The organism is Microbacterium galbinum, from assembly GCF_023091225.1.
In the GTDB taxonomy this organism is placed as follows: Bacteria; Actinomycetota; Actinomycetes; order Actinomycetales; family Microbacteriaceae; genus Microbacterium; species Microbacterium galbinum.
Genome location: NZ_JAHWXM010000001.1, coordinates 852,272 through 869,602 on the forward strand (window position 1 = coordinate 852,272; position 17,331 = coordinate 869,602).

Genomic DNA, 17,331 nt, shown 5'->3' on the forward strand with positions numbered 1-17,331 from the left:
GCGCAGAATATGGGCGTGGCGATCGACATCAGCGAGTTCAGCTATCTTCCCGCGCAGGCCGAGGCGCTCGGCCTCCCCGTTCCTCCGGTCGAACGGCTCACCCTCCCCCTGCCGGATGGCCGCACGGTCAGCGCGCTGCGCTTCGGGACGGAACCCGCCCGTATGACGCTGCTGCACGGTGCCGGTCTGAACGCGCACACCTGGGACACCACAGCGCTCGCCCTCGGCACCCCGCTCCTCGCGATCGACCTCGCCGGGCACGGAGACTCGTCCTGGCGCGACGACCTCGACTACACGCCGCGCACCCTCGCCGTCGACGTGGCCGCGGCGCTCGATGCATGGACCGACGTACCGCAGATCGTCGTCGGACAGTCCCTGGGCGGCCTGACCGGCGCGGCGCTGGCGGCGAGCCGCCCCGATCTCGTCGCCGAGCTCATCGTCGTCGACATCACCCCCGGCATCGACACCTCCGCCGGTCCCGCGGCCCTCCGCGAGTTCTATGCCGGGCCCGTGGACTTCGCGACCCGCGATGAACTCGTCGACAAGGCGATCGCGCTCGGGTTCGGCGGTACACGCCCCGAGACCGAGCGAGGTGTGTTCCTGAACACCCGCGTGCGACCGGACGGACGCATCGAGTGGAAGCACCATTTCGCGCACCTCGCCGCGCAGGCTCTCGCATCCCACGCCCCGGGCACCCCGGCGGCACCGTCCGTCCTGCACGAGACGGGATGGGACGACCTCGCCGCCGTCCGCGCTCCCCTGACCGTGATCCGGGCGACGCGGGGATTCGTCAGCGAAGCGGATGCCGCTGACCTGCAGCGCCGCATCCCGACCGCACGCGTCGTGGTGTTCGATGCCACCCACAACGTTCAGGAGACCGCTCCCGTCGAACTCGCCGAGTTCGTCGCCGCAGCCTCCGCGTCGGTGTGAAACGGAATGTGACGTCGCGTTCCACACCGCACCCTTCGATTTCTCGCTCATCCCTAGGCTCGTTCAACCGGCACACAGCACCTGCCGCACCGAGAGGAAACCATCATGTTCCGACGCTCCCGACGCGTAGCGCTCATCTCCGCGCTCGCCGCCACCGCTGTCATCCTCAGCGCGTGCTCCGGCAGTCCGCAGCCCGCCGCCACCTCGACCGGTGAGGTCGACCCCGACGCGACCCTCCACGTGGGTCTCGTGCTCGAGCCGACCAACCTCGACATCCGGCACACCAGTGGCGCGGCACTCGAGCAGATCCTCATCGACAACATCTACGAGGGCCTGGTCACCCGCACCCAGGACAACGAGATCGAGGCGCGCATCGCCTCGGACTACTCGGTCTCCGACGACGGCCTGACCTACTCGTTCACGCTCAACGACGGAGTGGTCTTCCACGACGGCTCGCCCCTGACGTCGGCCGATGTCGTCGCCTCGTACGAGCAGGTGCGCACCGACGAGACCATCCAGGGCAACGCGGAGTTCGCCTCGGTCTCCTCGATCACCGCGCCCGACGAGAAGACCGTCGAGATCGTGCTCTCCGAGCCGAACCAGAACTTCCTCTTCGCCCTGACCGGTCCCGCCGGCCTGGTGTTCAAGAGCGGCGACACCACCGACCTGCAGACGGCGGAGAACGGCACCGGACCCTTCACCCTCACCCGCTGGAACAAGGGCAGCACGATCACGTTCGCGCGCAGCGACGCCTACTGGGGCGAGCCCGCCGGCGTCGCGTCGGTCGAGTTCCAGTACATCCCCGACTTCACCGCGGGTGTGAACGCCGCGATCGCGGGCGACGTCGACGTGCTGACCGCCGTCGACCCGAACCTCGCGTCGCAGCTCGAGGACTCGGGCGACTTCACCCTCACCACGGGTCGTACGACCGACAAGGCCACGCTCGCGTTCAACAACGCGAAGGCGCCGCTCGACGACGTTCGCGTGCGCGAGGCGCTGCGCCTGGCGATCGACCACGACGCGCTCATCGAGGCGGCCGGCGCGGGCACCCCGCTCTACGGACCGATCCCCGAGCTCGACCCGGGCTACGAAGACCTCTCCGATGTCGTCTCCTACGACCCCGAGCGCGCGAAGGAACTCCTGGCGGAGGCCGGGCAGGAGGATCTCGAGCTGACCCTCACGATCCCCTCGTTCTACGGCACCACCGTGCCGAAGGTGCTCATCTCGGACTTCGCGAAGGTGGGCGTCACCCTCGACGTCGACTCGGTCGAGTTCGCCACCTGGCTCGAAGACGTCTACACGAACCACGACTACGACCTCAGCTACGTGCTGCACGTCGAGCCGCGTGACTTCGGCAACTTCGCGAACCCGGACTACTACTTCGGGTACGACAACGCCGAGGTGCAGAGCCTCTACGCCGAGGCCCTCGCCGAGGTCGACCCCGACAAGTCCGCCGATCTCCTCGCCCAGGCGGCGCGGATCGTCTCGGAGGACCACGCGGCCGACTGGCTGTACAACGGCCAGACGATCACGGCGGTCGCGCCGATCGTCACCGGCTTCCCCGAGGACTCGATCAACTCGCGCATCAACCTGGCCGGCGTGACGGTCTCGTCCGCCGAGTAGGCGGCGGTCTCGTCCTCCGTGATCCGTTACGCGCTCGTTCGAGGAGCCCTGCTCATCGCAGGGCTCCTCGTCGCGAGCGCCCTCATCTTCCTCACCCTGCGCGTCTTCCCGGGTGATGTCGCCCAGCTCATCGCCGGCACCCAGGCATCGCCGGCCGAGGTCGAAGCGCTGCGCGAATCGCTCGGCCTGAACCGGCCGCTCCTGTCGCAGTACATCGACTGGATCGGAGGCATCTTCCGCGGAGACCTCGGCACGTCACTGCTCTCCGGCGCCTCGGTCGGCGATGAGCTCCTGCTCAAGGCGCAGGTCACGGTGCCGCTCGGGCTGATGTCGCTCCTCATCGCCGTCGTGATCGCGATCCCCTTCGGCATCCTCGCCGCGCTGGCTCGCGGACGGCGCGCAGGCACCGCGCTGAGTGTCGGCGCGCAGACCCTCGCCGCCGTCCCCGTCGTCTGGGCCGGCATGATGCTCATCGTCGTCTTCTCGGTCTGGCTCGGGTGGTTGCCCCCGCAGGGCTTCCCCCGCACCGGGTGGAGCACGCCCGGCGAGGCCATCGAGGCGCTCCTCCTGCCGGCTCTCACGATCGGGATCGTGGAGGGTGCCATGCTCATGCGCTTCGTGCGCAGTGCGACCCTGCAGGCGGCCGGCCAGGACTTCGTCCGCACGGCGGCGGCCAAGGGACTCACGCGTACGCAGGCGCTGATCCGACACGGCATCCCCGCCGTCGGGCTGTCGATCATCACGGTGCTCGGCCTGCAAGTCGCCGGCATCATCGTGGGCTCCGTCGTGATCGAGCAGCTGTTCACCCTCCCGGGCATCGGACGGATGCTGGTGGCGGACGTCGGCACCCGCGACCTCATCAAGGTGCAGAGCGAACTCCTCGTGCTCACCGGCTTCGTGCTCGTGATCGGATTCCTGGTCGACCTGCTCCACCGCACGATCGACCCGCGCCAGAGGGAGGCATGATGGCTCCGCTGTGGCTCCGCCGCCTGTGGGCGACCCCGACGGGCGCCTTCGGCCTGATCGTCGTCGCCCTCATCGGCCTGACAGCCCTCGTCGCGCTGTTCTGGACGCCGTTCGACCCGCAATCCTCGACCATCAGCGACCGGTGGCTCGGTCCGAGCTGGCCGCACCTCCTGGGCACCGACGACACCGGGCGCGACATCCTGAGCCTGATCATGGCGGGGGCGCGCACGACGGTGTTCGTCAGCATCGGTGCCGGAGTCGTCGCCACCGTCGTCGGCATCGCCCTCGCCGCGCTCGGCGCCCTCACCGCCCGGTGGCTGCGCGAGACGATCGCGGTTCTGGTCGACATCCTGATCGCCTTCCCGGTGCTCCTGATCGCGATGATGATCTCCTCGGTCTGGGGCGGCTCCCTCTGGGTCGTGATCTGGGCCGTGGGCATCGGCTTCGGCGTGAACATCGCGCGCGTCACCCGCCCCGAGCTGCGGAGGGTGCAGCAGAGCGACTTCATCCTCGCGGCGAAGGCATCCGGCCTCACTCCCGCGCAGAGCCTGCTGCGCCACCTCCTCCCCAACGTCGCTCCGGTGTTCATCGTGCAGCTGTCGTGGTCGATGGCCGTCGCCGTGCTGGCCGAAGCCGGACTGTCGTACCTCGGCTTCGGCGCGTCGGTCGTCGAGCCCAGCTGGGGCCTGCTGCTCGCCGACCTGCAGCGCTACATCGGCGTGCACCCGCTCTCGGTGATCTGGCCGGGTCTCACGATCACCCTCACCGTCCTCGCCCTGAATCTCCTCGGCGACGCCCTGCGCGAAGCGACCGACCCCACGCTGCGCCACCGCCGCGCCGAGACGCACACCCCCGGAGTGGTCGCATGAGCCTCGTCGTCGAAGACCTGACCGTCGAGATCGACGGGCGTCGCGTCGTCGACGGCGTCTCGTTCGAGGTCGCGGACGGCGCCCGTCTGGGCCTGATCGGCGAGTCCGGGTCGGGCAAATCGCTCACCGCTCTCGCGATCCTCGGGCTCCTGCCCGACGGCGCGACGGCGGCGGGCAGCATCCGCTGGAACGGCACGGAACTGGTCGGGATGCCGGACCGCGAGCTCGCCCGACTGCGCGGTGACGAGATCGGCATCGTGTTCCAGGAGCCGCGCACCGCCCTCAATCCGATCCGCACGGTCGGTCGGCAGATCGCCGAGGCGATCCGCATCCACGAGGGCATCGGGCGACGCGAAGCGCGCGCACGCGCGGTTCAGGAAGCCGCCCGCGTGCGGCTCCCCGATCCGGAGTCGATCGTCGATCGCTACCCGCACCAGCTCTCCGGCGGCCAGCGCCAGCGCGTCGCGATCGCGATGGCACTCGCCTGCCGCCCGCGGGTGCTCATCGCCGACGAGCCGACCACGGCGCTCGACGTCACGATCCAGTCCGAGATCCTGGCGCTCCTGCTGCACCTCGTCGAGGACGAGGGCATGTCGCTCGTCTTCATCACCCACGACCTCGCCGTCCTCGCACAGGTCGCCACCGAAGGCGTGGTTCTCGAACACGGGCGCGTCGTCGAGTCCGCTCCGGTCTCGACGCTGCTCACCGCACCGAGCTCGCCGATCACGCAGGGGCTGCTCCGCGATGCGACGGCGACGCTGTGGCGCCCGGACGGAGGCATCGCATGAGTCTCGCCGAAGCGCGTGGGCTGACCCGCGAGTTCATCGTCCCGAAGCGCTCGCCCCTCGAGCGCACACGTCGGCAGACGGCCCTCGAGCCGACCGACCTCGATATCATCGAGGGCTCGTCCGTCGGGATCATCGGCGAGTCCGGTTCGGGGAAATCGACACTGGTGCGCCTGCTGCTGGGCCTCGACAGACCGACATCGGGGACGGTGACCGTCGGCGGACGGCGCGTGGACGCGTCGGCATCCGCGACGTCCCTCCGGTGGCTGCGCCGACAGACGGGACTCGTCTTCCAGGACCCCTACGCCTCCCTCGACCCGCGCATGACCGCCGGGCAGATCGTTCGTGAGCCGCTGTGGGCCCTCGGCATCGACGGCGATCATCGGGCGCGTGTGCGCGAGGTGCTCGCCCGAGTCGGGCTGGAGCCCGATGCCGGCGACAGATATCCGCACGAGTTCTCCGGCGGGCAGCGACAGCGCATCGCGTTGGCTCGTGCGATCGTGCACGGCCCCCGCATCCTCATCGGCGACGAGCCGCTCTCGGCCCTCGATGTGACGGTACGGGCGCAGATCCTCGAGCTCCTCGTCGATCTGCGACGGACGACCGACCTCACCCTCGTACTCGTGTCGCACGACATCGGTGTGGTGCAGAACCTCAGCGACACCGTGGTGGTGATGAAGGACGGCCGGATCGTCGAGCGCGGCACGACCGGCGACGTGCTCCTGCGCCCGCAGCACGACTACACGAAGGCTCTGCTGGCCGCGATCCCGGTCATCCCGAGCGATCAGTGACCGCGACCGGAGGCCAGGAACCGACGGCGGCGCGCGACCGGTCTCAGCGCGCGCTTCATGTACACGGTGCCGAGCTCGCGACCGAACTTGTGGCCGACCCGGGCCATGCGCCCCGCCTCCACGAAACCGAGGCGAGCGTGCAGACGGATCGACGCCTCGGCACCGCTGTCGCTGATGACCGCGACCATCTCGCGGATGCCGAACTGCTCGCAGGCGTCGATCAGCGCCTGGAGCAGCGCGCCACCGAGGCCCTTTCCGCCGGCACCAGGGCCGAGGTAGATCGAGTCCTCGACCGTGTAGCGATAGGCGTTCTTGCCCGCCCAGGGCTGCGCGAGCGCATAGCCGATGACCACCCCGGAAGGTGACACCGCGACGAGGAACGGGAGCCCGAGCCGATCCAGCAGGGCGAACTTGTCGCGCCAGTACGGGATGCTGCTGCTCTTCTCGTCGAGCGTGACGGCGGAGTTGCTCACGAAGTGGTTGTAGATCTCGCGCACGGAGGGCAGATCACCGGGCCGGGCGGGACGGATCGTGTACGAGAAGATCTCGGGGGCCGCCGCAGGACGCAGGTGGCGCGGCAGGATGCGACGTCGGTCCCCCGGTTCGAACTGCATGCGCTCAGCTTAGGGATCCGGGGCGTTCGCCCTCTACCCGCCAGTCGATCGGCGCCGCTCCCAGGCCCTCGAGCAGCTCGTTCGCGCGGGAGAACGGGCGAGACCCGAAGAAACCGCGACGCGCCGACAGCGGCGAGGGGTGGGCCGACGCGATGACCGGCGTCGCCCCCAGGAGCGGACGCAGGTTCTCGGCGTCCTTGCCCCACAGGATCGCGACGAGCGGGCGGTCGCGCGCGACGAGCGCCCGGATCGCGGCTTCGGTGACCTTCTCCCACCCCCACCGCCGGTGCGAGCCCGCCACGCCCGGCTGCACGGTCAGCACCCGGTTGAGCAGCAGCACCCCCTGATCGCTCCACGCCGAGAGGTCGCCGTGCGGCGCGGGCGGGATGCCGAGATCGCTCTCCCGCTCGCGGTAGATGTTGGCGAGGCTGCGCGGCAGCGGCCGCACGTCGCGGTCGACCGCGAACGAGAGTCCGATCGGATGACCGGGGGTCGGATAGGGATCCTGACCGGTGATGAGAACCCGCACATCGGCGAGCGGTCGCCGGAACGCCCGGAGCACGTTCGCGCCGTCCGGAAGGTATCCACGCCCCGCCTGCACCTCGCCGCGCAGACGCTCGCCCAGGGCGGTGATGTCGTGCTGCACGGGCGCGAGCGCCTCCGCCCATCCCGGGTCGATCTCGCCATCCGCGGCGAGCTCGGCGAGGGTGCGGGGCATCGTCATTCGGCGGAGCGCACGCGCAGCGGTCCGCGCGCCAGCAGGTGCTGAGCCGACTGCGCGACCGGACGCATCGTGACGAGGTCGAGGTTCACATGCCCCGGCGCATCGAGCGCGTAGGCGATGACGTCGGCGACGTCTCCGGCCACGAGCGGAGCCTCGACTCCCGCGTAGACGGCTTCGGCTGCGACGGAGTCCCCGCCGAGACGGTTGAGGGTGAACTCCTCGGTGTGCACCATTCCCGGTGCGACCTCGACCACGCGGATCGGCTCGCCGTTCAGCTCCTGACGGAGCACCCGGACGAGCATCGCCTCGGCGGCCTTCGCCGCGTTGTACCCCGCTCCGCCCGCATACGCGGTCTGGGCCGCCGTCGACGTCACGAACACCGTGTCGGCGTGGCCGTCGGCTGCTGCGGCGCGGCGCAACAGCGGAAGCAGGCCCTTCACGAGCCGCTGCGTCGAGAGCACGTTCGCGTCGAACATCCACTGCCAGTCCTCGACCGAGGCATCCTCGATGCGGTCGGTCCCGCGCGCTCCCCCGGCCACCTGCACGAGCGCGTGCACGGGGCCGCTGGCCTCCAGCTCGGCGATGAGGGCATCGACGGCGGCGGAGTCGGTCAGGTCGCAGGCGATGGCGGATGCCCCGGTCTCGGCCACGAGGGTGGTGAGACGATCCTCCCGCCGGGCGACGCCCACGACGTCCCATCCGCGCGAGCGGAGCTCCCGCACCGTCGCCGCCCCGATCCCCGAGCTCGCTCCCGTCACAACTGCACGTCTGTTCACCATGCCTCCACCGTACGATGTTCCGCGGTTTTTCGCCGATCGGGACTGTTACGTCACATTTCCCACTCATTGTTGACAGGAGGGAATATTCCGTACTCTCGCTGAAACGGCATCCGCCATCCGCTCATCGATCGTTCCAGGGGGAACAACATGTCCGCACCCGAGACCTGGCGTTTCGAGACCAAGCAGATCCACTCCGGTGCTGCGCCCGACCCGGTGACGAAGGCACGTGCCACGCCGATCTACCAGACCACGTCGTACGTGTTCGACAGCGCCGACCACGCGGCGAACCTCTTCGCCCTGGCCGAGTTCGGCAACATCTACACCCGCATCCAGAACCCGACGCAGGACGTCCTCGAGCAGCGCCTCGCGGCCCTCGAGGGAGGCACGGGAGCACTGGTGCTCTCGAGCGGTCAGGCGGCATCGACCTTCGCGATCCTGAACATCGCCGAGGCCGGCGACCACTTCGTCGCCTCGAGCTCGATCTACGGCGGCACCTACAACCTCTTCAAGTACACGCTCGCCAAGCTCGGCATCGAGGTCACGTTCGTCGAGAACCAGGACGACCCCGAGGAGTGGCGCCGGGCGGTCCGCCCGAACACCAAGCTGTTCTTCGCCGAGACGATCGGCAACCCGCAGATCAACGTCCTCGACATCCGCGCCGTCGCCGACGTCGCCCACGCCAGCGGTGTGCCGCTCATCGTCGACAACACGATCGCCACCCCGTACCTGATCCGTCCGTTCGAGCACGGCGCCGACATCGTGATCCACTCGGTCACCAAGTTCCTCGGCGGCCACGGGACGACGATCGGCGGCGTGATCATCGACGGCGGTTCGTTCGAGTGGTCGAAGAACGTCGAGAAGTTCCCGGGGCTCACCGTTCCGGACCCCTCGTACCACGGGGCCAGCTACACGACCGCGGTCGGCGACCCGCTCGCGTACATCATCAAGGCCCGCGTGCAGCTGCTCCGCGACCTCGGATCCGCGATCGCCCCGCAGAGCGCGTGGAACCTGATCCAGGGCGTCGAGACGCTGTCGCTGCGCATCGAGCGCCACGTGCAGAACGCGCAGGAGATCGCCGAGTGGCTCGACGGACGCGATGACGTCGCGACCGTCAACTACTCGGGGCTGCCGTCCTCCCCCTGGTACGCCAAGGCCAACGAGTACGCGCCCAAGGGCGTCGGAGCGGTGCTGTCGTTCGAGCTGAAGGGCGGTGTCGAGGCGGGTCGCGAGTTCGTGAACAGCCTCTCGCTGTTCAGCCACCTGGCGAACATCGGCGACGTGCGCTCGCTCGTCATCCACCCGGCATCGACCACTCACGCGCAGCTCAGCCCCGAGCAGCAGCTCACGGCGGGCGTCACGCCCGGCCTCGTGCGCCTCTCGGTCGGCATCGAGAACGTCGACGACCTCAAGGCCGACCTCGACCAGGCCCTGGCCGCTGCCCGTCGCGTCTCGGAGGCCGCTCGCGCCTGACGATTCGCCCACCACGGATGCCTCGGACTCCCGGAGTCCGGGGCATCCGTGTCTTCCGGCGGCGTAACGTTCGCCGCTCGACCCGCAGGTCACGCGAGAATGGAAGCATGGACTGGCAGACGACCTCTGAAGACACAGTGCCCTCGGCGCTCGTGACGGAGGCCGACGTCCGGCTCCTCCGCGCGCGACCTCCGGCGACCGGCGCCTGGCGCGACGGCGACCCCGTGGGCGGACGCCGCTTCGCGCGGTCCGGCGCATTCCGGACCGAGAGCGGGGCCGAGCTCCCCAGCATCCGCATCGCCTACGAGTCGTGGGGCGAGCTGAACGCCGCGGGCGACAACGCGGTGCTCGTGCTGCACGCCCTCACCGGCGACAGCCACGTGCGCGGCGAGGCCGGTGCAGGGCATCCGACCGCCGGATGGTGGGAAGAGCTCACCGGTCCCGGCGCACCCCTCGACACCGACCGCTGGTTCGTCGTCGCCCCCAACATGCTCGGCGGCTGCCAGGGCTCGACCGGACCCGCGAGCGTCGCCCCCGACGGCTACGAATGGGCCTCGCGCTTCCCGTACCTGACGATCCGCGATCAGGTCGCCGCTCAGGTGCGCCTCGCCGATGCCCTGGGAATCGACACGTGGGCCGCGGTCATCGGCGGCTCGATGGGCGGTATGCACGCGCTCGAGTGGGCGGTGACGCATCCGGAACGGGTCGAACGGCTCGCCGTGCTCTCGTCGCCTCCCGTGACCACCGCCGACCAGATCGCGCTCAACACCGTGCAGCTCGAGACGATCCGCATGGATCCACGGTTCCAGGGCGGCGAGTACTACGACCTCGGCGACGGCGACGGCCCGCACCGGGGTCTGGCCCTCGCCCGACGGATGGCTCTGCTGAACTACCGCAGCCCGATCGAGCTCAATCAGCGGTTCCAGCGCTCCTGGCAGTCGGGGGTCTCACCGCTCGGGCACGGCGGGCGCTTCGCCGTCGAGTCGTACCTCGACTTCCACGGCAACAAGTTCACGCGCCGCTTCGACGCGAACAGCTACATCACGCTCGTCGAGGCCATGAACTCGCACGACGTCGGGCGCGACCGCGGCGGCGTGGAGGAGGCTCTGCGCACCGTGACCGCGACGACGCTCGTGCTGGGGATCGACAGCGACCGCCTCTTCCCGGTCGATGGCCAGCACCGCATCGCCCGGAGCATCCCGAACACCCTCGACGGCCACGACGCGGTCGTGCTGAACAGCGACTTCGGGCACGACGGGTTCCTCATCGAGAACGAGGCCGTGGGCGCTCACCTGCGGCGACTGCTCGACAGCTGACACCCCGACGGCTCACTCGCCGGCTCACTCCTCGACGAACCGCCACGGGAGTCCACCGGTCAGCAGACGACCCTGCTCCCAGGCGAAGTCGTGCCCGGTATCCGTCGGGATCACGCGCGTTCGGAACAGGGCCGGTGTCGACGGCGCGGCGAGCGCGGAAGCGGCGTCGGTGACCGCGATCAAACCGTGGAGTGTCATCCACGTCGGCGGGAACAGAGACCACTCCCCCGTCGCGTGCCGTTCGAGCGCCTGTGCCGGGGTCGTCCAGGCGTACTCGACGACCTCGTCGGGCGACGGGACGGGCGTGGCAGCCGGTGCCGCAGCGAGGAAGAACCACGTCCGGATCCGCGTGGGCGCCTCGGCGGGCGGATGCCACTGCGACAACGCCGACAGACCGGCGATCTCGAGGCCGACCTCCTCCTGCGTCTCTCGGATGGCGGCGCGTCGCGCGTCGTCGATCTCCCCGGAGCCGTGTCGCCGATCGTGTTCCTCCACTTTGCCGCCCGGGAAGACCCACGCGTCCGCGAAGGAACCCCGCTCGGGCCGACGGATCATCAGCACCTCGACGCCGCCGGTCGAGTCACGCACCAGCACGGCCGTTCCGGCCACCGGAAGAGCATCGGGGGTGAGCATCCCCTCACCCTACGACGATGCGCCCACCAGGGCAGCGGAGCGACGAGCCTCGACGCGGTACGAGAGCAGAGCGATCAGCAGACCGGCGATCGCGAGCACGGCACCGGTCCACGCGGGAGCCGTGAAGCCCCAGCCGACGGCGATCACGACGCCACCCAGGAACGCCCCGAGGCTGTTGCCGATGTTCAGCGCGGAGTGGTTCATGGCCGCGGCGATCGACTGATTGTCTTCGGCGACGTCCATGAGACGGGTCTGGATCGTCGGGCTCAGCACCGACGACACGAAGCCGACGATGAGCACCAAGAGGCTCAGCGAGATGATCCAGAACGAGAACACGGCGAGCAGGGCGAAGACGACCGCCATCGCCGCGAGTCCGAACAGCAGCGTGCGCCGCAGATCGATGTCGGCGAGATGACCGCCCACGAGGTTTCCGACCGTCATGCCGATGCCCATGAGCACCAGAACGATCGGCACCACCCACTCCGGTGACCCGGCCACCTCGGTCACCAACGGGGCGATGTAGCTGTACACGGCGAAGAACCCGCCGAAGCCGATCGCGCCGATGCCCAGAGTGAACCAGACCTGCCGGATGCGGAAGACGCCCAGTTCCTGACGCATCGTCCGGCCGGGGGAACCCGGGTGCTCGGGCACGAAGAACACGATGCAGATCGTCGCGAGGGCGAAGACGAGGGCGACGACGCCGAACGCGGCGCGCCATCCCCAGGCCTGGCCGAGGAAGGTGCCGAGCGGAACCCCGACGACGTTCGCGACCGTGAGGCCGGTGAGGATGAAGGCGACGCCCTTGGCGCGGTTGCCCGGCCCCATGACGTCGGCCGCGACGAGAGCGCCGATGCCGAAGTAGGCCCCGTGCGGGAGGCCGGCGAGGAAGCGCGACGCCCCGACCAGCTCGAACGTCGGCAGCACCACGGTGAGGGCGTTGAAGACCGTGAGCGCGATCGCCAGGACGATCATGACGCGGTGCCGCGGGAAGCGCGCGACGAAACCGGCGATGGTCGGCGCGCCCACCACGACGCCGAGCGCATACAGCGAGATGAGCCATCCGGCCTGGCTCAGCGCATCCTCCTGGCTCGAGGCCCAGAGGGAGGGAAGCAGGTCGGAGGCGATGTTCGGGAGCAGGCCCATGACGACGAACTCGGTCATGCCGATGCCGAAACTGCCGATGGCGAGAGAGAGGAGCGCCCTCTTCGCCGCACCCCTCGATTCAGTCGAGGGATTCACCGGTCCAGCCTACCGGCCCGCCGACGGCCCGAAGGCACCGGGGGTCGTCCCGAGCACGCGCCGGAAGTGTCGCGTGAGATGGGCCTGATCGTGGAACCCGGCCTGCGCCGCGGCGTCGGACGGTCGGATGCCGTCGACCAGGAGCCTTCGCGCGAGATCGATGCGTCGGCTCAGCACGTACTGATGCGGCGCGATGCCGTACGTGCGCGTGAAGGAACGCGTCAGATGGCTCGGATGCGCTCCCCATGCGGTGGCGATCTCGGAGAGGGTGAAGGACTCCGTGAAACGATCCTCGATGAGCGCCCGGAGGCGGCGAGCGAGCGGCGTGTCGCGAGAGGCAACGGTCGATGACCCGAGATGGGCGAGGATGCGCCCTCTCAGCGCGAGCGTCCACTGCTCGGCGGCGAGCAGGTCACCGGGCAGGGCGAGTGCGGCGTGGATGCGTCGCGCCGCCGCCGTCGCTCGCGGGTCGCGCACCGTCGGGTGGACGACCGACCTGCCCACCGCCTCGGCGGGGAGCCACGCCGGATCGAAGTACACGACACGTTTGCGATAGATGCGACCGTCCACGGTCGAACGCCCGTCGTGCGGGACGCCCGGGGGCAGCAGCGTCACCGCACCCGGCGCGGCGATGTGCGACGAACGATCGAGACCGTAGGCGACCGCTCCCTCGTCCACGAGCATCGCCGTCCAGACGTCGTGGGCGTGAAGCGGGTACGCGTGCTCGAAGGAGGCGTGATACACCTCCCGCACCGCGGGCACCGCGGGATGCCAGGCGTGCACGCGATCGACCATGCAAGAAACGTACAAGACGCCGCGGGCTTCCGGCGCGATCGTGGATACATGACCACCGCACTGCCGACGAGCACCCCCGCTGAACAGACCGCCCGCTTCGACACGAAGGTCGTCGTCCTCCTCGGCGACGACCTCGCCGCCTGGCAGGAGCTCAACGTGACCGCTTTCCTGATCTCCGGCATCACCGTGAGTGCACCCGATCTCACCGGCGGACCCTACCGCGACCGCGACGGCACGACTTATCTGCCGATGCTGCGTCAGCCCGTGCTCGTCATGACCGGGAACTCCGATCTCCTGCGCTCGGTTCGCGATCGTGCCTCCTCCCGAGACGATGTCGCGCTCGCGGTCTACACCCGCGAGCTCTTCGCGACAGGGCACGACGATGCCAATCGCGCCGCCGTCGCGGCCGTCGCAACGGCCGACCTCGATCTCGTGGGGCTCGCGCTCCGGGGTCCGCGCAACGCCGTCGACCGCATGCTCAAGGGCGCCCGCATGCACGCCTGAACGACGTGTGCGTTCTACTCGGCCTCGTCGATCGCACGCTCGAGACGCTCGATCTTGCCGTCGAGCTCGCCGGTGAAGCCGGGGCGGATATCGGCCTTGAGCACCAAGGACACGCGCGAGCCGAAGGGCATGACCGCCTCGGTGGCGCGTTTGACGACGTCCATCACGGTGTCCCAGTCGGGGCCCTCGATCTCAGTGAACATACTCGTCGTCCGGTGCGGCAGCCCGGACTCGCGGACGACGCGCACGGCGGCGGCCACGGCGACGTGGACGGAGCCGTCTTCGCGGCCGGTGCCGGAGGGAGCGACGGAGAAGGCGATCAGCATGGGGAACCTCGTGTCTCTTCGATGGCGGTGTGCGGGTCTCAGCGGGTCGCCGTCGCCCAGGGATCGATGACCCGACGGAAGGCCGCCGGCTGCTCGACCCACGGGTAGTGCCCGGCATCGGAGATCATCGCGAGTCGTGCGCCGAGCTGCTCGGCGTAGGCGCGGACGGGCGCGACGCCGGTGAGGATGTCGAGCGCACCGCCGGCGATGAGGGTCGGCGGCAGCGGCGCGCGGAGGATCCTCTCCCGGGCATCGGCGGGGATGCCGTCGAACCACGCCGTGGAGGCGGCGAGCGACATCCCGCCCACCGGCGCGTGGGACCTCTCGCGCTCGGTCCAGTGCCCATAGCCCGCCGGTTGCTCGCGCTCCCACGCTCGCTGGAACGCCTCTTCATCGGTGGGGTCCGGGCCGAGCATCGAGGCGAAGGCCTGCGCGACCTCGGGCTCTTCGCGATCCGCGACGAGCCCGGCGCCGTCGTATTCGACGCCGCTCAGCCACGTGGACGGCGGGGTGATCAGCGCGAGCGAACGAACGCGTTCGGGGTGCTGAGTCGCGAGCGACAGCGCCAGCCGCGTACCCGCGGAGTGCGCCAGCACGTCGGCGCTGTCGAGTCCGAGTCGGTCGAGTGCGGCGACGGCATCCGCTGCGTCGTTCCACCAGCCCCACGACGTCCCCCCGGTTTTCGACGTGCCGCGGACGTGCAGGATCGCCAACGGCCGGATATCCGCGAGCCCGGCGAGATCCCCGAGGTACTCGGGGTCCCGGCACGGGCCTCCGGGGAGGACGACGAGGGGAAGCCCGTCCGAGTCACCGAGAAGGGTGATCCGGATCTCTCGTCCGTCCGCCGCCTGCGCGACCACTGCTTCTGCCACACGATGCATCATAGGCTCCGGCGTCGGTCCCTACCGTCGGCGGGCGTGCGCGCGACGGCGCGGATGCCGATCACGAGGAGGACGACGAGCAGGAGGTTGCGCACCGACAGCACCACGATCGGCAGTACCTGTCCCTGCAGCAGCGCGTCGTAGCCGAGCGGATAGACGAGGCAGGTGAGGACGCAGAGCGCGAGCACCACGACCGCGGGCAGGACCGCCCTCGCCCGGTCGAACACGAGCCAGAGGATCACGGGCGCGATCAGCCAGACCTGGAACTGCGGGGAGCCGACCTTGTTGGTCACGATGAGCGCCGCCACGAGCGAGAGCGCGAGCGGTGGGAGCAGCCGGGCGAACGCGGCCCCGCGCATCGCCTTCCAACCCGCGAGCGCGAGGATGCCGGCGACCACCGCGACCATGACTCCGGAGAGCGCCGCGGCGACGACGTCGGCACCCGGGGCGGCGACCTGGAACGTGAGGATGTCGAAGCTGTACTCGATGCCCGCGGATCCGCCGGGGACCGCCCACAGGAAAGGCGTCGCCGCGACCGCCTCGATCTGCAGACCGCGTCCGCCCTGCTCGGTGAGGAAGCCGAAGAGATGCTCGTGCGCTCCGAGCAGCAGCAGACCGGCGATGACGGCCGTCGTCACCACCAGAGCCGCGACGATCATGCGCAGCCGACGGCGCCCGGCGATCAGTGCCGCGAGCAGCACCGCTCCGGGCCAGATCTTGATCCATGCGCCGATCGTCAGGAGGGCTGCGGCGAGCGCGGGGCGCGAGACGAGCCAGAGACCGGCGATCACGACGATCGGCAGGGTGACGGCATCCAGCCGGTATAGCGCGATCGGCCCCAGCAGCAGCAGGGCGGCGCTCCAGAACCATGCGGCGGTGCGACGCGGTGCCGACGGCGAGCGCCCGAGCAGCACGGCGAAGGCGAGCGCGTCGAGAGCGGTCACGAGGATCGCCCAGGCGACGAGGTATGCCCCGGAGACACCGAGGAGTCCGACGAACGGCACCGCCATCGCCTTCACCAGGAGGATCGGCGCGAGGGCGAGCTGCGGGTACACCCAGGTCTCGGTGATCCCGACGATCGGTCCGCCGCTCACCGCCGCCGTCGCCCAGGGTTCGTAGACGAGCACCACATCGCCCATCGGCTGGCTCGGGTAGACCCACCCCAGCCACGCGGTCAGGGCATGGATCGCGACGAAGACGACCCAGAGCGCGATGAGTCGTTCCGCGCCCTGCTTCACGCCAGCACGTCCGCGATCGCGCGCGGCAGGGCCTGCGCGACGTCCGACGCGACGATCGGATGCCCCGCCTCACCGTTCGCGCTCCCGGAGGCGATCCGTGCGGCGTAGCCGTGCAGCCACGCTCCCGCGGCGGCCGCCTCTTCCAGCGGAGCACCGGGGTTCGCGGCGAGCACCGCACCGAGCACTCCGCCCAGCACATCGCCCGTGCCCGCCGTGGCGAGCCAGCCGGTCCCCGCCGCGACGGCGATCGCTCCGCCGTCGGGCGTCGCGATCAGTGTGCGTGCGCCCTTCAGCAGCACGGTGACGCCGAGCGCACGAGCGACCTCGGCGGCGCCGCCGGCGCGATCTTCCTCGGCAGAGGCCAGACGCAGGCGCGCACGCAGTTTCGAGAACTCCCCCGCGTGGGGCGTCAGCAGCACAGGAGCGGTCGGGCGGTCGACGAGGTCGAGTGCTCCGGCGTCGACCACGACTCGGGTGCTCCCGGTCAGCAGGTCGCGCAGCGCCGCTTCTTCGTCGGCGCTGCGATGCGCGGCATCCGTCCCCGACCCGATCACCCAGGCGTCCACCCGCGTGCGCCCGACATCGCTCCCCGTCACCGTTTCGGGACGACGAGCGAGCACGGCGTCCGACACCCGGCCGTCGCCGACGAAGCGCACGAACCCTGCGCCGGCGCGCCACGCGGCCTCGACGCCCAGCACCGCCGCGCCGGGGTACGCCGCAGAGCCGGTGCGCAGTGCCACGACACCGCGCGAGTACTTGTCGTCGTCGGCTGACGGCACCCGGAACAACCGCGCCGTATCGCTGCGGGACCACTCGCGAACCTCGACCATGACTCCACGTTAGTGCGA

19 protein-coding genes are annotated in these 17,331 nt (G+C 70.1%); 9 read left to right on the forward strand and 10 right to left on the reverse strand.

The window, feature by feature from the left end; genetic code table 11:
- Positions 1–9: 9 nt before the first annotated feature.
- The 6 genes from KZC52_RS04285 to KZC52_RS04310 all read left to right on the forward strand — a co-directional run bounded on the left by KZC52_RS04285 (position 10) and on the right by KZC52_RS04310 (position 5,964).
- Positions 10–930: an alpha/beta fold hydrolase gene (locus KZC52_RS04285; protein ID WP_247622823.1), complete on the forward strand. Its 921-nt coding sequence runs from the start codon at positions 10–12 to the stop codon at positions 928–930.
- Positions 931–1,035: 105 nt separating this feature from the next.
- Entirely contained in the window at positions 1,036–2,553 is a 1,518-nt protein-coding gene (locus KZC52_RS04290; RefSeq protein WP_247622824.1) for an ABC transporter substrate-binding protein, read from the forward strand.
- An 18-nt stretch (positions 2,554–2,571) separates the two neighbouring features.
- A complete protein-coding gene (locus tag KZC52_RS04295; RefSeq protein WP_247622825.1) occupies positions 2,572–3,519 on the forward strand; it encodes an ABC transporter permease in 948 nt (315 codons plus the stop codon).
- The gene (locus KZC52_RS04300; protein WP_372491556.1) at positions 3,516–4,388 is read left to right on the forward strand and encodes an ABC transporter permease; all 873 of its coding nucleotides are present in this window, start codon (positions 3,516–3,518) and stop codon (positions 4,386–4,388) included. Before KZC52_RS04295 ends, KZC52_RS04300 begins: the two co-directional genes overlap by 4 nt.
- Positions 4,385–5,176 (forward strand): ABC transporter ATP-binding protein, encoded by a 792-nt coding sequence (locus KZC52_RS04305; protein ID WP_247622827.1) that lies wholly within the window; start codon positions 4,385–4,387, stop codon positions 5,174–5,176. The genes KZC52_RS04300 and KZC52_RS04305 overlap by 4 nt, the downstream gene beginning before the upstream one ends.
- On the forward strand, positions 5,173–5,964 hold the full coding sequence (locus KZC52_RS04310) for an ABC transporter ATP-binding protein (protein ID WP_247622828.1): 792 nt from the start codon (positions 5,173–5,175) through the stop codon (positions 5,962–5,964). The genes KZC52_RS04305 and KZC52_RS04310 overlap by 4 nt, the downstream gene beginning before the upstream one ends.
- On the opposite strand, the gene KZC52_RS04315 is transcribed toward KZC52_RS04310, so the two are convergent.
- Genes KZC52_RS04315 through KZC52_RS04325 form a run of 3 tightly spaced genes read right to left on the reverse strand, consistent with a single transcriptional unit; the run spans position 5,958 to position 8,081 of the window.
- Entirely contained in the window at positions 5,958–6,578 is a 621-nt protein-coding gene (locus tag KZC52_RS04315) for a GNAT family N-acetyltransferase (protein ID WP_247622829.1), read from the reverse strand. The genes KZC52_RS04310 and KZC52_RS04315 overlap by 7 nt on opposite strands.
- Before the next feature lie 4 nt (positions 6,579–6,582).
- Positions 6,583–7,296: a uracil-DNA glycosylase gene (locus KZC52_RS04320; RefSeq protein ID WP_247624701.1), complete on the reverse strand. Its 714-nt coding sequence runs from the start codon at positions 7,294–7,296 to the stop codon at positions 6,583–6,585.
- A 2-nt stretch (positions 7,297–7,298) separates the two neighbouring features.
- The gene (locus tag KZC52_RS04325) at positions 7,299–8,081 is read right to left on the reverse strand and encodes an SDR family oxidoreductase (RefSeq protein ID WP_247622830.1); all 783 of its coding nucleotides are present in this window, start codon (positions 8,079–8,081) and stop codon (positions 7,299–7,301) included.
- 147 nt (positions 8,082–8,228) lie between these two features.
- Between KZC52_RS04325 and KZC52_RS04330 the strand changes: the two genes are divergently transcribed.
- The gene (locus tag KZC52_RS04330) at positions 8,229–9,551 is read left to right on the forward strand and encodes a bifunctional o-acetylhomoserine/o-acetylserine sulfhydrylase (protein WP_247622831.1); all 1,323 of its coding nucleotides are present in this window, start codon (positions 8,229–8,231) and stop codon (positions 9,549–9,551) included.
- Positions 9,552–9,658: 107 nt separating this feature from the next.
- Positions 9,659–10,867 (forward strand): homoserine O-acetyltransferase MetX, encoded by a 1,209-nt coding sequence (gene metX / locus KZC52_RS04335; protein ID WP_247622832.1) that lies wholly within the window; start codon positions 9,659–9,661, stop codon positions 10,865–10,867.
- A 24-nt stretch (positions 10,868–10,891) separates the two neighbouring features.
- Here the strand turns inward: metX and KZC52_RS04340 are convergent, their stop codons facing one another.
- Genes KZC52_RS04340 through KZC52_RS04350 form a run of 3 tightly spaced genes read right to left on the reverse strand, consistent with a single transcriptional unit; the run spans position 10,892 to position 13,534 of the window.
- On the reverse strand, positions 10,892–11,500 hold the full coding sequence (locus KZC52_RS04340) for an NUDIX domain-containing protein (RefSeq protein ID WP_247622833.1): 609 nt from the start codon (positions 11,498–11,500) through the stop codon (positions 10,892–10,894).
- A gap of 9 nt (positions 11,501–11,509) precedes the next feature.
- A complete protein-coding gene (locus KZC52_RS04345) occupies positions 11,510–12,739 on the reverse strand; it encodes an MFS transporter (RefSeq protein WP_247622834.1) in 1,230 nt (409 codons plus the stop codon).
- 9 nt (positions 12,740–12,748) lie between these two features.
- A complete protein-coding gene (locus tag KZC52_RS04350; protein WP_247622835.1) occupies positions 12,749–13,534 on the reverse strand; it encodes a helix-turn-helix transcriptional regulator in 786 nt (261 codons plus the stop codon).
- 48 nt (positions 13,535–13,582) lie between these two features.
- Between KZC52_RS04350 and KZC52_RS04355 the strand changes: the two genes are divergently transcribed.
- Positions 13,583–14,038 carry a DUF2000 family protein gene (locus KZC52_RS04355; protein ID WP_247622836.1) on the forward strand — a complete coding sequence of 152 codons (456 nt, stop codon included), beginning with the start codon at positions 13,583–13,585 and terminating at the stop codon, positions 14,036–14,038.
- 14 nt (positions 14,039–14,052) lie between these two features.
- Here the strand turns inward: KZC52_RS04355 and KZC52_RS04360 are convergent, their stop codons facing one another.
- Genes KZC52_RS04360 through KZC52_RS04375 form a run of 4 tightly spaced genes read right to left on the reverse strand, consistent with a single transcriptional unit; the run spans position 14,053 to position 17,313 of the window.
- Positions 14,053–14,364, reverse strand: coding sequence for a thiamine-binding protein (locus KZC52_RS04360; protein ID WP_247622837.1), 312 nt, complete (start codon positions 14,362–14,364; stop codon positions 14,053–14,055).
- Positions 14,365–14,402: 38 nt separating this feature from the next.
- On the reverse strand, positions 14,403–15,236 hold the full coding sequence (locus KZC52_RS04365; protein ID WP_247622838.1) for an alpha/beta fold hydrolase: 834 nt from the start codon (positions 15,234–15,236) through the stop codon (positions 14,403–14,405).
- 8 nt (positions 15,237–15,244) lie between these two features.
- Positions 15,245–16,483, reverse strand: a complete 1,239-nt coding sequence (locus tag KZC52_RS04370) for a glycosyltransferase family protein (protein WP_247622839.1) — start codon at positions 16,481–16,483, stop codon at positions 15,245–15,247.
- Positions 16,480–17,313 (reverse strand): ADP-dependent NAD(P)H-hydrate dehydratase, encoded by an 834-nt coding sequence (locus KZC52_RS04375; RefSeq protein WP_247622840.1) that lies wholly within the window; start codon positions 17,311–17,313, stop codon positions 16,480–16,482. The genes KZC52_RS04370 and KZC52_RS04375 overlap by 4 nt, the downstream gene beginning before the upstream one ends.
- Positions 17,314–17,331 lie beyond the last annotated feature (18 nt).

Coding starts and splice junctions, on each gene's coding strand:
- KZC52_RS04290 (WP_247622824.1), top strand. CDS start 1,036: ATGTTCCGACGCTCCCGACGCGTAGCGCTCATCTCCGCGCTCGCCGCC.
- KZC52_RS04360 (WP_247622837.1), bottom strand. CDS start 14,364: ATGCTGATCGCCTTCTCCGTCGCTCCCTCCGGCACCGGCCGCGAAGAC.
- KZC52_RS04300 (WP_372491556.1), top strand. CDS start 3,516: ATGATGGCTCCGCTGTGGCTCCGCCGCCTGTGGGCGACCCCGACGGGC.
- KZC52_RS04285 (WP_247622823.1), top strand. CDS start 10: ATGGGCGTGGCGATCGACATCAGCGAGTTCAGCTATCTTCCCGCGCAG.
- KZC52_RS04320 (WP_247624701.1), bottom strand. CDS start 7,296: ATGCCCCGCACCCTCGCCGAGCTCGCCGCGGATGGCGAGATCGACCCG.
- KZC52_RS04315 (WP_247622829.1), bottom strand. CDS start 6,578: ATGCAGTTCGAACCGGGGGACCGACGTCGCATCCTGCCGCGCCACCTG.
- KZC52_RS04330 (WP_247622831.1), top strand. CDS start 8,229: ATGTCCGCACCCGAGACCTGGCGTTTCGAGACCAAGCAGATCCACTCC.
- KZC52_RS04350 (WP_247622835.1), bottom strand. CDS start 13,534: ATGGTCGATCGCGTGCACGCCTGGCATCCCGCGGTGCCCGCGGTGCGG.
- KZC52_RS04355 (WP_247622836.1), top strand. CDS start 13,583: ATGACCACCGCACTGCCGACGAGCACCCCCGCTGAACAGACCGCCCGC.
- metX (WP_247622832.1), top strand. CDS start 9,659: ATGGACTGGCAGACGACCTCTGAAGACACAGTGCCCTCGGCGCTCGTG.
- KZC52_RS04375 (WP_247622840.1), bottom strand. CDS start 17,313: ATGGTCGAGGTTCGCGAGTGGTCCCGCAGCGATACGGCGCGGTTGTTC.
- KZC52_RS04310 (WP_247622828.1), top strand. CDS start 5,173: ATGAGTCTCGCCGAAGCGCGTGGGCTGACCCGCGAGTTCATCGTCCCG.
- KZC52_RS04325 (WP_247622830.1), bottom strand. CDS start 8,081: ATGGTGAACAGACGTGCAGTTGTGACGGGAGCGAGCTCGGGGATCGGG.
- KZC52_RS04305 (WP_247622827.1), top strand. CDS start 4,385: ATGAGCCTCGTCGTCGAAGACCTGACCGTCGAGATCGACGGGCGTCGC.
- KZC52_RS04340 (WP_247622833.1), bottom strand. CDS start 11,500: ATGCTCACCCCCGATGCTCTTCCGGTGGCCGGAACGGCCGTGCTGGTG.